This is a genomic window from Nonomuraea sp. NPDC001684, assembly GCF_053596515.1.
The window spans coordinates 13,275-27,506 of the sequence record NZ_JBSFGJ010000088.1 but is presented as its reverse complement, the minus strand read 5'-3'; the positions used below and the strand labels follow the sequence as shown (position 1 = coordinate 27,506).

13 protein-coding genes and 1 pseudogene are annotated in these 14,232 nt (G+C 71.5%); 7 read left to right on the top strand and 7 right to left on the bottom strand.

The annotated features are described in order from the left end of the window. On the top strand, nt 1-944 hold a 944-nt coding region (locus ACWCSD_RS18545), incomplete at its 5' end, for a sensor histidine kinase (RefSeq protein WP_449916309.1). On the opposite strand, the gene ACWCSD_RS18540 is transcribed toward ACWCSD_RS18545, so the two are convergent. Genes ACWCSD_RS18540 through ACWCSD_RS18530 form a run of 3 tightly spaced genes read right to left on the bottom strand, consistent with a single transcriptional unit; the run spans nt 885 to nt 3,595 of the window. Next, nucleotides 885-1,493 carry a response regulator transcription factor gene (locus tag ACWCSD_RS18540; RefSeq protein ID WP_358283350.1) on the bottom strand — a complete coding sequence of 203 codons (609 nt, stop codon included), beginning with the start codon at nt 1,491-1,493 and terminating at the stop codon, nt 885-887. The two genes, ACWCSD_RS18545 and ACWCSD_RS18540, sit on opposite strands and share 60 nt — an antisense overlap. 12 nt (nt 1,494-1,505) lie before the next feature. Further along, nucleotides 1,506-2,624, bottom strand: coding sequence for a glycosyltransferase (locus tag ACWCSD_RS18535; protein ID WP_358283348.1), 1,119 nt, complete (start codon nt 2,622-2,624; stop codon nt 1,506-1,508). Then, the gene (locus ACWCSD_RS18530; RefSeq protein WP_358283346.1) at nt 2,621-3,595 is read right to left on the bottom strand and encodes a glucosyl-3-phosphoglycerate synthase; all 975 of its coding nucleotides are present in this window, start codon (nt 3,593-3,595) and stop codon (nt 2,621-2,623) included. The genes ACWCSD_RS18535 and ACWCSD_RS18530 overlap by 4 nt, the downstream gene beginning before the upstream one ends. A gap of 98 nt (nt 3,596-3,693) precedes the next feature. On the opposite strand from ACWCSD_RS18530, the gene ACWCSD_RS18525 reads away from it, so the two are divergent. Then, on the top strand, nt 3,694-4,644 hold the full coding sequence (locus ACWCSD_RS18525; protein ID WP_397162430.1) for a Gfo/Idh/MocA family protein: 951 nt from the start codon (nt 3,694-3,696) through the stop codon (nt 4,642-4,644). After that, a complete protein-coding gene (locus ACWCSD_RS18520; RefSeq protein ID WP_397162429.1) occupies nt 4,637-5,755 on the top strand; it encodes a zinc-binding dehydrogenase in 1,119 nt (372 codons plus the stop codon). Before ACWCSD_RS18525 ends, ACWCSD_RS18520 begins: the two co-directional genes overlap by 8 nt. Nucleotides 5,756-5,764: 9 nt before the next feature. Here ACWCSD_RS18520 and ACWCSD_RS18515 read toward each other — a convergent pair. From ACWCSD_RS18515 to ACWCSD_RS18505, 3 genes and pseudogenes are all read right to left on the bottom strand, one after another. After that, nucleotides 5,765-7,009 (bottom strand): annotated as a pseudogene (locus ACWCSD_RS18515) (MGH1-like glycoside hydrolase domain-containing protein); the annotation flags it as partial. After that, entirely contained in the window at nt 6,940-7,725 is a 786-nt protein-coding gene (locus ACWCSD_RS18510; protein WP_352349888.1) for a sugar phosphate isomerase/epimerase family protein, read from the bottom strand. The pseudogene ACWCSD_RS18515 and the gene ACWCSD_RS18510, both read right to left, overlap by 70 nt. Further along, nucleotides 7,722-8,756 (bottom strand): zinc-binding dehydrogenase, encoded by a 1,035-nt coding sequence (locus ACWCSD_RS18505; RefSeq protein WP_358283338.1) that lies wholly within the window; start codon nt 8,754-8,756, stop codon nt 7,722-7,724. Before ACWCSD_RS18505 ends, ACWCSD_RS18510 begins: the two co-directional genes overlap by 4 nt. A gap of 449 nt (nt 8,757-9,205) precedes the next feature. Between ACWCSD_RS18505 and ACWCSD_RS18500 the strand changes: the two genes are divergently transcribed. Genes ACWCSD_RS18500 through ACWCSD_RS18485 form a run of 4 tightly spaced genes read left to right on the top strand, consistent with a single transcriptional unit; the run spans nt 9,206 to nt 13,467 of the window. Continuing rightward, entirely contained in the window at nt 9,206-10,576 is a 1,371-nt protein-coding gene (locus ACWCSD_RS18500; protein WP_449916304.1) for an ABC transporter substrate-binding protein, read from the top strand. Beyond that, a complete protein-coding gene (locus ACWCSD_RS18495; protein WP_449916301.1) occupies nt 10,573-11,487 on the top strand; it encodes a carbohydrate ABC transporter permease in 915 nt (304 codons plus the stop codon). Before ACWCSD_RS18500 ends, ACWCSD_RS18495 begins: the two co-directional genes overlap by 4 nt. After that, a complete protein-coding gene (locus tag ACWCSD_RS18490; RefSeq protein WP_352349881.1) occupies nt 11,474-12,319 on the top strand; it encodes a carbohydrate ABC transporter permease in 846 nt (281 codons plus the stop codon). Before ACWCSD_RS18495 ends, ACWCSD_RS18490 begins: the two co-directional genes overlap by 14 nt. Nucleotides 12,320-12,321: 2 nt before the next feature. Next, on the top strand, nt 12,322-13,467 hold the full coding sequence (locus ACWCSD_RS18485) for an ROK family transcriptional regulator (RefSeq protein ID WP_449916298.1): 1,146 nt from the start codon (nt 12,322-12,324) through the stop codon (nt 13,465-13,467). Here ACWCSD_RS18485 and ACWCSD_RS18480 read toward each other — a convergent pair whose 3' ends face one another. Continuing rightward, nucleotides 13,468-14,193, bottom strand: a complete 726-nt coding sequence (locus tag ACWCSD_RS18480; protein WP_352349877.1) for a helical backbone metal receptor — start codon at nt 14,191-14,193, stop codon at nt 13,468-13,470. Nucleotides 14,194-14,232: the final 39 nt, after the last annotated feature.

The following is a 14,232-nucleotide window of genomic DNA, read 5'->3' as shown; positions in this document are numbered from 1 at the left end:
AGCTGCGCTCGGTCACCGGCCGCCACATGGTGGCGCTGGGGGTGATGGCGGCGCTCACCTTCGCCCCGATCCCGGTGTTCGGGCCGATCTGGCTGGGGGCGGCGGGCTTCCTCGCCGGTCCGGTGCTGCTCGCCTTCCGCCCGCGGACGGCCTGGCCCCTGACGGCCGCGATCCTGGCCGCGGTCTGGACGGTCGCCTCCCTGTACGAGCTGCCCGGCCGCGTCAACATCACGGTGAGCACGCTCACCACCGGCGTGGTGGTCTACAGCCTCCTGCGCCTGGCCCAGCTGGCCAAGGAGCTGCACGCGGCCAGGGAGAGCCTGGCGCGGTCGGCCGTCGTCGAGGAGCGCCTGCGGGCCGCCCGCGACCTGCACGACCTGCTCGGCCACAGCCTGGCCGCCATCCTGCTCACCTGCGAGCTCGCCCGCCGCCTGCCCGACCCCGTCCGGGAGCTGGAGAACGTCGTCACCATGGCCGAGCACGCCCAGGACGACCTGCGCTCGGTCACCGGCGAGCAGCGCGAGCTGTCCTTCGCCGCCGAGGCCGAGTCGGCCGGGAAGGTGCTGGCGGCGGCCGGGGTCGAGGTCACTCTGCGGCTCGCGCACCCCGAGCTGCCGGCCGAGGTCGAGACCGTGCTCAGCACCGTGCTGCGCGAGGCCGTGACGAACGTCCTGCGCCACAGCGCCGCGCGCGCCTGCGTGATCTCCACCTCCGTGGCCGGCGGCGAGGTCGGGCTGCTCGTCCGCAACGACGGCGCGGGCACGGCGGCCGCCCGTCGCGGCTCGTCCGGGCTGGGCAACCTCACCACCCGCCTGGCCACGCTGGGCGGCCGGCTCACGACCGCCGCCGCGGACGGCTGGTTCCGGCTCGACGCGCGCGCCCCGCTAGATCCAGCCGGCCTCGGTGGCGATGCGCACGGCGTCGGTGCGGTTGCGCGCGTTTAGCTTGGCCACGATGGCCGTCAGGTAGTTGCGCACGGTCCCGGCGGTCAGGTGCAGCCGCCGGGCGATGTCGGGGGCCTCGGCGCCGCCCGCCACCAGCCGCAGCACGTCGGCCTCGCGCGGCGTGAGCGGGTTGTCGGCCAGGTCCCAGGCGGTGACCGCGAGCGACGGGTCGAGCACCCGGCCGCCCCGGGTGACCTCCCTGATCGCCGCGACCAGGTCCTCCGGCGGCGCGGTCTTCAGCAGGAAGCCGTCCACCTGGGCGGTCAGGGCCCGCTTGAGATGGCCGGGTTTGCCGTAGGCGGTGAGCATGAGCGTGCGGCACGAGGGCACCCTGGCCCGGATCTCCGCCGCGGCGGCCAGCCCGTCGAGGGTGCCGGGCATGTCGATGTCCAGCACGGCCACGTCCGGCCGGTGCGCGGCGGCCGACGCCAGGGCCGCGTCACCGGACTCGACCGCGGCCACGATCTCGAAGTCGGCCTCCAGGCCGAGCAGGGTCGCGAGCGCGTGCCTGATCACGGCCTGGTCCTCGGCCAGAAGTACGCGAATCATCGGACATGTCTATCAGTCGGCGCGCAGCACCCGGTCGTACAGGTCCAGGTAGCGGTCGGCCATCACGCCGGGCGAGAAGCGGCGCCGGGCCTCGCGGCGGCACTCCTCCGGATCGATCTCGTCCACCCTCTGGACGTACTCGGCCAGCTCCTCCTCGGTGTCGGCGAGGAAGCCGGTGCGGCCGTGGTCGATGATCTCGGGCAGGCAGCCGCGGCGCAGGCCCACCGGCGGCACCCCGAGCGCCAGGGCCTCGACGACCGCCGTGCCGCCCGGCTCGTCCCACTGGATGGGGAAGAGCGCGGCACGGGCCGAGGCGTACAGCTCGTCCCTTTCCTGGCCGCCGACCGCGCCGACCCACCTGACCAGGTCGCCGTCGAGGTAGCGGGACACCTGGTCGAGGTGGTAGCGCACGTCGGGGTGGCTGTGCAGCGGGTGGTAGGGGTCCTGCAGGACGACGTCCAGCTCGGCCTGGCTGTCCCGGCCGCAGACCGGGCCGGCCACGACCAGCGGCAGGCCGAGTTTCTGGCAGATGCGGGCGGCCACGTGCTGGCCCTTGAGCCCGCAGATCCGTCCCATGATCACCAGGTGCTCGCCGCGCTCGGCGCGGACGTCCTGGCCGGCCAGCGGCGTGGCCAGGTGGACGGCGCCCAGCGAGGCCGCGCGCAGAGCCTCCGGGGCGCGGGCGAGCTGCGAGTCCGACACCCCGTTGACCGCGATCGAGCGCGGGAAGGCGCCGTAGAACGCCGGGTGCTTGCGCAGGTCCCAGTGGAGGGTGTGGAGGACCGGCGGCCCGCCCAGCGCGGCCAGCACCGCCGGCCCGACGACCTCCACGTGGTCGTGCACGAGGTCGATGTCGTCGCGGCCGCGCAGCTCGGCGGCCACCCGCGCCTGGTGCGCGTGCGCGATCCCCATGACCTGGTTGTACGGCTTCTGCAACTCCGCGAACTGGCCCTCGTCGTAGACGGCGATCAGCTCGTCGGCCTCCAGCGTGCTCGACGCGACGGAGGCCAGCACGACCTCGACGCCGCGTTCGCGCAGCGCGGGGACCAGGGTGGCGACCACGTTCTCGATTCCGCCGTAGCCGGGCGGCGGGACCGCCAGCCACGGTCCCGCGTTGATCAGCACCTTCACGCGACGTCCTCCTCCAGCATGAGCGAGGCGAGCGGCGGCCGTTCCGCCACTCCCACGTCCACCAGGCCGGCCCGCCCGTCGAGGCCGAACTGCAGCAGCGTGTGAGCCGGGGGCACCGAGGACACCACGCGGCCCTGGCGTTCCAGCCGGGACCACGCGGTGAGCATGATCTGCCCGGCCATCCGGCCGAGCGCGTGCACGGACTGATGGCCGTGCGCGCGGGAGCCCAGGTCCACCTGGGCCATGGCGTCGAGTCCCACCAGTTGGAGGAGGTCGACGAGGAGGCCGAACTCCACGCCGTACTCGGTGACGAAGGGGACCTGTTCCAGCACGTCGCGCCGGGCGGCGTACTCGCCGCCGAGGGGTTGGCGAAAGCCCGCCAGCTCCGGCCAGAACAGGTTGAGCAGGGGCCTGGCCACCAGCTCGGTGACCCGGCCGCCCGCGCCGCGCCGGGGCACGCCGTCCTCGCCCGTGAAGGGCCGTTCGTACGTGGCCTTGACGAAATGGGTGCCCGGGTTCACCAGCAGCGGACCGACCAGCCCCGACACGAAATGCGCGCCGAAGTTGAGCAGGTCCGAGTCGACGAACGCGACGATGTCGCCGTGGGAGGCGGCCAGGCCCTTCCACAGCGCCTCCCCCTTGCCCGACAGGCGCGGCAGGTGGGGCAGCACCTCGTTCTGCGCCACGACGCGCGCGCCCGCCGCGCGTGCCCGTTCCGCCGTCGCGTCGGTGGAGTTGGAGTCGACGACGAGGATCTCGTCGACGAGTGGCGCCTGCTCCACCAGTTCACGTCTGATCACGGTGACGATGTCCCCGACCGTGCGCTCTTCGTCGCGCGCCGGCAGGACGACGCTCACCGTTGTGTTGCCCTTGGCCTCGATTAAGGCATCCACCGGCCATTCCGCGGCCGTACTGGAATGCGGGCCGCACCACTCCTGGGCCCTGGCAAAGGCTCGCACATCTGTCTCCATGCAGTCAGCCCCATCTCATAGGGGCACGACCCCTGCCCGATCTATGCGCCTTCGAACATCCTTGTTTGTTAACCCCTAGACGTGGCATATGTCGGGTTGTGTCCCCAATTACCCGTGTCGGCATCATTGGTGCCGGAAATGTCGCCGCTCGCCACGCAGATGTCCTGTCCGGCTTCCCCGATGTGACGATTGCCGGGGTGGCCGACACCGATCTCCACAAGGCTGAGGCGTTGGCCTCCGCGCACGGCGCCCCCGCCTACGGCGACCATGCCGGCCTGCTGGAGGCCGGCGGTCTCGACGCTGTCTACGTCTGTGTGCCTCCTTTCGCGCACGGTAACCCTGAAAACGACGTCTTGTCGTGCAATCTCCCGATTTTTGTGGAAAAACCCCTTTCTCTCGACCTCAAAACCGCAGAAAACATCGCAGCCGAAATCGACCGGCGCGGGCTGCCGTCCGCCGTCGGCCACCACTGGCGCTACCTCGACATCGTCGACCGGGCCCGGGAACGGCTCGACGGCCGTCCCGTGCAGCTCGCGCTCGGGCACTGGCTGGACAAGGTGCCGCCGGTCGGCTGGTGGCTGAAGGCGAGCATGTCGGGCGGCCAGATCCTGGAGCAGGCGGTCCACGTCCTGGACCTGGCCAGGCTGCTGGTGGGCGAGGTGTCGATGGTGCACGCCGTACCGGCCGGGAACGCGGTGGACGGCGAGATCGACCGGGCCACGTCGGCCGTCATGAGCTTCGCGGGCGGCGCGACCGGCCTGCTGGCCACCTCCTGCCTGCTGCGCCACAAGCACCGGGTGGGGCTGGAGGTGTGCGCCGACGGCATCGCGCTGGAGCTCAGCGAGACCCGGCTGCTCGTGGACGGCGAGGAGGCCGTCGAGGACGGCGGGCACGCCAAGACCCTCGTGGACCGCGCGTTCATCGACGCGGTGCGCGGGAAGGACGCCGACGTGCGCGCGCCGTACGGCGAAGCCCTGCGAACCCACCGCCTGGCCGTCGCGCTGGCGCGCTCCGCGGCGGAACGGAGGCCGGTGATGCTGGATGACTGAGGCGACGAGCACGATCCTGAGCATCGAGGCGCCCGGCGAGGTGTGCCTGGTCGAGGAGAAGCTGCCCGGCCTGCCCGACGGCGGGTTCATGGTCGCCACCACGCACAGCGGCGTCTCGGCGGGCACCGAGCTGACCTATCTCAAGGGCGCCAACCCCTACCTCACCTCGGCCTGGGACCCGGCGCTCGGGCTGTTCCTGCCGGGCACGCCGTCGGTGGCGTACCCGGTGCGCGGCATCGGCTACATGCAGGTGGGCGTGGTCGCCGAGACCCGCACGCGGGCCGTGGCCGAGGGCGCCCGGGTGGCCATGGCCTACGGCCACCGCACGGCGTACGTGGCCGACCCGATGGCCGACCGGTTCGTCGTGCTGCCCGGCGACCTCGACCCGCTGCTCGGCATCTACGTCGCCCACATGGGCCCGATCTGCGCCAACGGCCTGCTGCACGCGGCCGCCGACCTGCACGGCCCGGCCGTCCAGCACCTGGGCGACGGCGTGCGCGGTCGCCGCGTCGCGGTGGTCGGGGCGGGCGTGGTGGGGCTGCTGACCGCGTCCTTCGCCCTGTCCTGCGGGGCCGCCGAGGTGGTGGTCGTGGACGAGACCCGGGCCAGGCTCGCGGTGGCCGAGGCGATCGGCACGCAGGTCCTGGCCGCCCCCGACGACGACCCGGCGGTGACGCTGAAGCGCCGCTGGCGGCACGCCCCGGGCGACCGCGGCGCGGACCTGGTCTTCCAGTGCCGCGGTCAACCGCGGGCGCTGGCCCTGGGGCTGCGGCTGCTGCGCCCGCAGGGCACGCTGATCGACCTCGCGTTCTACACCCAGGGCGCCGACGAGGTGCGGCTCGGCGAGGAGTTCCACCACAACGGGCTGGCGCTGCGCTGCGCCCAGATCGGCCGGGTGCCGCGCGGCCTCGCGCACGCCTGGGACCGGGAACGCCTGTCGCACGAGACGATCGGCCTGCTCAGGGAGCGCGGGAGGCTGCTACGCGAGCACCTGGTCACCGACGTCGTCGGCTTCGGGGAGGCCCCCGAACTTCTGACCGATCTCGCGGCCCGACGGCGGCAGGCCGTCCAGGCCGTGCTCAGCCACGACGTCGAGGATGAGGGCCGCTGACCAGCTGAAGTCCCGGCACCCGTGCCCGCGCAGCGTGAACGGGTTGAAGTACTCGCGGAAGCCGGAGTGGGCGACGGCGTGGATCATGCCCTCGGCGAGCAGGTCGGCCAGGTCGGGACGGCGGTCCCGGAGCCCCTGCCAGACCAGCCAGGTCAGGTTGATCCAGCTCGGCCCGCGCCAGTAGCGGGCCGGGTCGAACTCGGCCGTGGCCGGGGCGTGGCTGGGCAGCACGCCGTCCTTGAGCGAGAACTTGTCCAGGGCCGTGCCGATCAGCGCCTCGGCGATCTCCGGCGGCAGCCCCGGGAGCATGAGCGGCACCAGGCCGGCGGCGCTGCCCGAGCGGATCAGCCGGCCGGTGCGCAGGTCGCGGGGGCGGAAGTGGCCGTCCTGGTAGAGGTGGTCGACCATGGCGGCGGTGACGGCGGCGGCCTCGCGCCGGTGGGGGCCGGGGTCGTGGCCGCACACCTGCGCGATCTCGGCGAGCGCCGACTCGGCCACGCCGTACGCGGCGTTGAACAGCGGGTCCTCGATCTCGAACGAGCCGGCCCGCCGGTAGCCGCTGTCGCGGTAGGCGCCGGCCAGGGCGACGTACCGCTCGTAGTCGCGGTCGGTGGGGCGCTCGTCGGCGCTGACGGTGTTGAGGTCCCGGCGGACGAAGCCCGTCGCGCCGGTCTCGACCGCCCGCAGCGGAAGGTCCCAGGCCGGGCTGTTGTCCATGCCCGACTCCCACGGGTGGACGATCGAGATCAGGCCCTCGGGCGAGCGACGGGAGGCGCGCAGGAACTCCTGCTGGGCGACGAGCTTGGGATAGATCCTGGCCAGGAACGCCGGGTCGGGCTCGGCCTGGTGCACCTTCCAGGCGGCCAGCGCGTGCACGGGCGGCTGCACGATGCCGGAGGTCGCCGAGCCGGACGGCGCGCGGGCGCCCCAGAACTGCGGGCCGGGGAAGTAGGCGCCCTCGGGCACGACGGGGTTGAACACGATGTGCGGCACCCGGCCGTCGGCCCACTGGGCGCCGAACAGCGACAGCAGCTCCGCCCTGGCCCGCCGCGGCGACCAGCGGGCGTTGCCGATCGCGATGAAGGCGGAGTCCCAGCTCCACTGGTGGGGGTACAGACGGCGGGAGGGAACCGTGTGGCTGCCGTCCCAGTTGGCGACGAGCACGCGTACGGCGTCGCGGAGGATCACAGGAATTTCCTGATGAAGGCCGCCGTCTGCGGGAGCACGATCTCGGGCTCGCCCCGCAGCCGGCATTCGAGGGCGAGGTAGCCGTCGAAGCCGACGGCGTCGAGCGTGGCGAGCTGCGCGCCCCAGTCGAGGTGGCCGGTGCCGGGCTGGTTCCTGTTGGACTCGCTGATCTGCATGTGCGCGAGGTACGGGGCCGCCTCCACCAGGGCCCGGCAGGGGTCGTCCTCCTCGATGTTCATGTGGTAGGTGTCGCCGACGATCCTGATCGAGTCCATCGAGCAGTACGAGACCGCGTCGGCCAGCGTGTTGACCATGTGGTTCTCGTACCGGTTGAGGGGTTCGAGCATGATCAGCACGCCGTTGCGCTGGGCGTGCTCGCCAAGGATGCCCAGCGCCTCGGCCAGCACCTCCCGGTCGTCCGCGGCGGTGCGCGGCGGCTCGAACGGCGGCAGCCGGAGCGAGAACTGGCCCCACGAGGCCGGGGTCATGACGCCGATGCCGCCCAGCTCGGCGATCACCGTGAGCTGCGACCTGAGCTGCTGGATGGCGTCCTTGCGCTTGGCCGGGTCGAAGTCGCCGATGAAGTGCGGCATCTCGACGCACACCGTCGGCATCACGACGCCGTCGGCCAGCGCCCGCTTGAGCTCGGTCAGCCGGCCGGCGAAGTGGAAGTCGCCCTTCCCCCTCAGCTCGATCGCGTCGAACCCGGCCTCCACCGCGAACGCGAACTTCTCCTGCAGGCTGCGGCCGGGCAGAAGCTGCTCCTGGGCGGCGAGCTTCATCGTGACTCCTCGAAGGTGAAGACGAGCTGGAGCACCTCGGACTGGTGCTTGTCGATCAGGTCGAACGCCTCGGCCGCCTGCTCGACCGGCACGAGGTGGGTGACCAGGTCGCCGACCTCGACCTCGCCCCGGTGTACGAGCTCCATGAACGTGCGCTGGAGGCGTTCGACGTCCCAGCGGTGGGCCAGCCAGGAGGCGACGCCGCCGATCTGGGAGGAGACGAGCTGCACCTGGTTGTGGTGGAACTCCTCGCCCAGCCGCAGCCCGATGCCGTCGCCCTGGTAGAAGCCGGCCGCGACGACCCGGCCGCCCTTGCGCACGCTCCTGATGGCCTCTTGCAGGCCCAGGTGGTTGCCGCTGAGCTCGATCGCGGTGTCGGCGCCCTCGATGCGCTTGCGCAGGAACTCGGCGACCGACCCCGACCGCACGTCGAACGTCTCGGCGGCGCCGAACTTCCTGGCGAGTTCGAGCCGGTCGGGGATGGCGTCGGCGGCCACCACCCGGGCGCCGCTGAGCACCGCCATGCGGGTGGCGAGCAGGCCGATGACGCCCTGGCCGAAGATCGCGACCTGGTCGCCCAGGTGCACGTCGGCGGCGTGGACGGCGTTGAGCGCGATGGCTCCGACCCGGGCGAAGACGCCCGCGACGGGGTCGGCCCCCGGCGGCAGGATGTGCCCGGCCAGCTTCTCGGCGGGGACGACGGCCTCGGCGCGGTGGCCCCAGATGCCCCACACGAGGCTGCCGACGGGCGGCTCGGCGACGTCGGGAGCCGCCTCCACCACCTCGCCGACCTCCTGGTAGCCCCAGCCGGACAGGGGGTAGGCGTGCGTCTGGCCTTCGAGGAAGAGCCGGCGCTCGGTGTCCCACTTACGGGTGAGGTAGGGATTGGTGCCGCGATATGCGGTCAGCTCGGTGCCCGCGGAGACCCCGGAATAGAGGGTCCGCACCCGGACGGAGCCCGGCACGAGTTCGGCGGGCGACTCCAGGCTGACGCTGACACGGCCTGGCTCTTGGAAGGTGATGACGCGCATACCCCACACTTACGCTTTTTGATCAATCAAAAGTCAGAGATTTAGTGTTTGTTTGCACACCATAGTTGCGCTCGAAACACTCGTAAGTCTACGACTTCCGTCGATCGCGGCCGATGGAATCCAGGTTTCCGGTAGGGCGCGTTCTGGAAAGAGACCTTACCGACATGTCACGCCCCGTCTGTCCACCTGATCCGGAAGCGCCAGAAGTGCTTGCCCGGGCAGCAGCCGGATGACCGAAATGACATCAGACCAGATCGTTTCGAGGTGGGCGTCCGTGATCGGTTCTGGGGAAGATTTGCCGGAACGCCGAGCAACCTTTTACCGAAGGCCCTGGTGACGTGCGGCGGCGGCACGGCGAGAGAACGGACCGGTCTCGTTCTCGCCTACGCCAGGTGCCTGCCCCTTATCTACGGGTAAGTGCGGCATATCCCCAACCAGAGGAGCGTGCCATGCCGAACCGGGTCACCGCCGTCCTCTCCGTCGCACTGCTGGCCTCGGCCGCCCTCACGGCCTGCGGCGACGGCGGCGAGCAGCAGTCCGGCGCCAACCAGATCACCGTCTGGACCGAGGAGAACCTCGGCGACCGGATGGCCGTGCAGAACCAGATCATCGCCGAGTTCACCAGGAAGACCGGGATCAAGGTGAAGCTGGTCGGCGTCGGGGAGGACCAGTTCAGCCAGACCGTGACGGCCGCCGCCGCCGCGGACGACCTCCCCGACGTCATCGGCGCGCTGCCGCTGGCCTCCGTCCGCGAGCTGGAGGCCAACGACCTGCTGGACACCGAGACGCCGGGCCGGATCGTGGACGGGCTCGGCAGGGACTCCTTCTCGCCGCGCGCGCTCGAACTGGACTCCTCGGGCGGCAGGCTGCTGGCCGTGCCCAGCGACGGGTGGGCGCAGCTCCTGCTCTACCGCAAGGACCTGTTCGACAAGGCCGGGCTGGCGCCGCCGGACAGCTACGAGGCGCTGGAGGCGGCGGCGGCGAAGCTGAACGCGGGTGGGGTGGCGGGCATCACGCTGGCGATCGCGCCCAAGGACTCCTTCACCGCGCAGAGCTTCGAGCACGTGGCGCTGGCGAACGGCTGCCAACTGGTCGACAATTCCGGAAATGTCGCGCTCGACAGCCCACAGTGCGTGAAAGCCTTCGATTTCTACGCAAAGCTGGCGAAGAACTACTCGGTCAAGGGCAAACAGGACGTCGACTCCACCAGGGCCACGTACTTCTCCGGGAAGGCGGCCATGATGATCTGGTCGTCGTTCATCCTCGACGAGCTGGCGGGGCTGCGTAAGGACGCGCTGCCGAGCTGCGCCGAGTGCCGCGCCGACCCCGAGTGGCTGGCGAAGAACACCGGCGTGGTCACGGCGCTGAAGGGCCCCGGCGCGAGCGCGCCCGCCCAGTACGGCGAGATCGTCTCCTGGGCGGTGCTGCGCGGCGCCGCCGCCGATCCGGCCGCCAAGTTCGTCAGGTACATGATGGACGAGGGCTACGAGCGCTGGATCGGGATGGCGCCCGAGGGCAAGTTCCCCACCCGCAAGGGCTTCGCCGACAAGTGGAAGAAGCTGCCCGCGGGCGTGGACGCCAAGAAGCCGCTGTCGGAGGTCTATCCGGCCGACGTGCTCGACGCGCTGCGCCGCAGCCCCGACACCTTCGCCCGCTGGGGCATCCCGCAGGGCCAGGGCAAGCTGGTCGGCGCCACGATGGGCGAGCTGCCCGTGCCCAAGGCCCTGAGCCAGGTGGCCGACGGCTCGCTGACCCCGCAGGCCGCCGCCGTCCAGGCCAAGAAGGACGTGGAGACCATCAAGCGCGGGATCCGGCAATGAGCGCACCCCGCACCCTGCGGCAGCGGGAAGGGCGGGCCGGGCTGGCGTTGATCTCGCCCACGCTGGTCATCACGCTGGTCGTGGTGGTGCTGCCGCTGCTGTGGGCGATCATGCTGGCCTTCCAGGACGTACGGCTGATCAACATCCGCCGGGCCGGCGTCTTCGGGCACTACACGCTGGAGAACTTCACGTACGTGATCTCCGAGCCGGGCTTCTGGGCGTCTCTGGCCAACACCCTGATCTACACGGTGGCCGGCACGGCGTTGTCGATCGCGATCGGCCTGGTGACCGCGCTCGCCCTGCGCGACCGGTTCCCCGGCCGCACCCTGGTCAGGGCCTCGATCCTGATCCCGTACGTGGCGCCGGTGGTGGCCGTGGCCTTCCTGTGGGAGACCATGCTGAACCCCCAGTACGGCATCGTGAACACCTGGCTGAAGGAGCCGATCGCCTTCCTCACCCAGGCCCAGGGCGACTTCCTGGGGCTGAAGGTGCCGGTCGCGCTGCTCACGGTGATCGCGTTCGAGGCGTGGCGGTACTTCCCGTTCGCGTTCCTGTTCATCCTGGCCCGGCTGCAGGCGCTGCCGGCCGAGCTGGAGGAGGCCGCGGTCGTGGACGGCGCCACCCCCACCCAGCGCTTCCGGCACGTGATCATGCCGCAGCTCTGGCGCATCGTGGCGCTGCTGGCGGTGCTGCGGTTCGTGTTCACCTTCACCAAGTTCGACGACGTCTACCTGCTGACCGGCGGCGGCGCCGGCACCGAGGTGGTCAGCGTGCGCGTCTACAACTTCCTGACCGCCCGCGACGACATCGGCGCCTCGGCCGCGCAGGCGATCGTGCTGGCCGTCGTCCTCGTCGTGCTGCTGGCCGTGTACCTGCGCTTCTTCTCGGGAGGCGACCGTGAGCAGGGATAGGTTCGAGCGCGCGCTGTTCGCGGCGCTGCGGCCCGTGGTCATCGTGTTCCTCTTCGCCGTCACCGGGCTGCCGTTCCTGTACATGGTGACGCTGTCCGTACGGGACATCCAGGAGCTCATCCTGGAGCCCGGCTCGGTGTGGCCGCGGCACTTCACCCTGGACACGTACGTGAACGTGCTGACCACGCAGGGGTTCCTCACGTTCATCAGGAACAGCGCGGTCGTGGCGGTCGCCTCGGTGGCCGCCACGCTGCTGATCTCGATCCCGGGCGCCTACGCCGTCGCGCGGCTGCGCTTCTTCGGCCGGCGGCAGGTGCACTTCCTGTTCCTCGCCGTCTACCTGTTCCCGGCGATCGTGCTGGCCATCCCCCTGTTCGTGCTGTTCACCATGCTGGGCCTCAGGGGATCTCTGGTCGGACTGATCCTGGTTTATATCGCGCAGACCGTGCCCGTCACGGTATACATGCTGCGCAACTACTTCGAGACCGTGCCGCAGAGCGTGGAGGAGGCGGCCGCGATCGACGGCTGCTCGCGGCTGTCGACCATCTGGCGGGTGGTGCTGCCACTGTCCAAGCCCGCGCTCATGGCAACCGGCCTCTACGCGTTCATGATCGCGTGGAACGAGTTCCTGTTCGCCCTGCTGTTCCTCGTGGAGCGGCGGGAGAGCTGGACGGTCTCCCTGGGGCTCTCTCAGCTGGCGGGGAGCATAGAGATCCCCACGACGGTGCTGATGGCAGGATCCGTGGTGCTGACGCTGCCCATCGTGATCGTGTTCTTCGCCAGTGAACGCCTGCTGACGGAGGGCCTCACGGCAGGAGCGGAGAAGGGATAGACATGCTGACGGCAGGGCAGGTCCTCCAGCTCATCCGCGATGGCTCCTGCCGTACCCGCAAAGACCTGATCGAGTTCACCGGCCTGTCCCGGTCGACCGTCACCGACCGGGTCGACCGGCTCATCGCCGCCGGCTACCTGCACGAGTCCGGCGTCGGCGCCTCGGGCGGCGGCCGGCCGCCCTCGGTGCTCGACGTCGACGCCGCCCGGCGGCTGATCCTCGTGGCCGACCTGGGCGCCACCCACGCCAGGGTGGCGCTCACCGACCTCGCCGCCCGTCCGATGGCCGAGGAACGCGCCGAGATGCGCATCGACCGCGGGCCCGAGCCCGTGCTGACGTGGGTGCGCGAGGCGTTCCAGCGCCTGCTGGACAGGGCCGGGCGGCCGGCGGGCGACGTGTGCGGCATCGGGCTCGACCTGCCCGGCTCGGTCGACCACACCGGCGGACGGGTGATCAGGTCGTTCCTGATGCCGGGCTGGGACGACCACCCGATCAGGGAGGCCGTCGGGCGCACGTACGACGTGCCCGTCCTGGTGGAGAACGACGCCAACGCGATGGCCCTCGGCGAGTGGTGGTCGTCCTGGCGGGAGACCGACTCGCTGATCCTGGTCAAGGTGTCCACCGGCATCGGCACCGGCATCGTCCTCGACGGGCGGATCTACCGGGGCGTCGAGGAGGCCGCGGGCAACATCGGGCACGTCCGCATCCGGGAGACCGACGACCGGGTGTGCACCTGCGGCTCACGCGGCTGCGTGGCCTCCCTGGCCAGCGGGCACGCGCTCGCGGCCGACCTGGGCCGGGAGACCAGCCGCGACGTCGTGCGCCTGGTGCAGGCCGGCGACCCGGCGGCGATCGCGCGCGTCCAGGAGGCGGGCCGCACGCTGGGCGTGGTGCTGGCCACCGCGGTCAGCCTGCTCAACCCCGGCGTGCTGGTGCTGGCCGGGGACATGGCCCAGACGGAGGAGCACTACCTGACCGGGATCAGGGAGATCGTCTACCGGCGGAGCCTGCCGTACACGACGCGCAACCTGGAGATCGTCACCAGCAGGCTCGGCGACCGGGCCGGGATCGTGGGCATGGCGGTGATCGTGATGGAGCACGTGCTCTCCCCCGCGTCCGTGGACGCCGCGCTGGCCGCCGTCGGCTGATCAGGCCAGCGCGCGCGGCAGGGCGGTGGCGGCCTCGGTGAGCGAGGGGCCGTACCAGGTCAGCAGGCGGCCGCTGACCAGCGCGCAGTCCAGGCCGGGGAACGCCTCGGGGCCGTCGTCCGCGCTGAAGGCGTAGGGCTCGTCGGGCAGCACGACCAGGTCGGGGCGGTTGCCGGTCAGCTCGGGCAGGGGGATCTTCGGGTAGCGGTCGGGGTGGGCGGCGTACAGGTTGTCCACGCCGAGGTGGCGCAGCACGTCCCCGGTGAAGGTGTCGCGGCCCACGACCATCCAGGGGCGGCGCCAGATCGGGACGATCGCGGTGCGGCGCGGGCCGTCCGCCGGGGCTCCCCACGCCTGGCGGGCCTCCGCCAGCCAGTCCGGGCGGTCCGTCCGGCAGGCGTGCGCGAACATGCGCTCCAGCGAGGCGAACGCCTGCTCCAGCGTCTCGATCCTGGTCACCCACACCGCCACGCCCGCCTCGCGCAGGGCCTCGACGTCGGGCGCGCGGTTCTCCTCGGCGTTGGCCAGGACGACGTCCGGGCGCAGGCGCAGGACGGCGTCGAGGTCGGGGTTCTTGGTGCCCCTGACCCGGGCCACGTCCAGGTCCGCCGGGTGCGTGCACCAGTCCGTCGCCCCGACCAGCGCCTCCGGGACGGTCGCCGCCACGGACTCGGTCAGCGACGGCACCAGCGACACGATCCGCCGGACGGTCTGGGGTACCTCCACAGGGATCCCTGTGTCATCGTGGACCACGGCACCACCTTA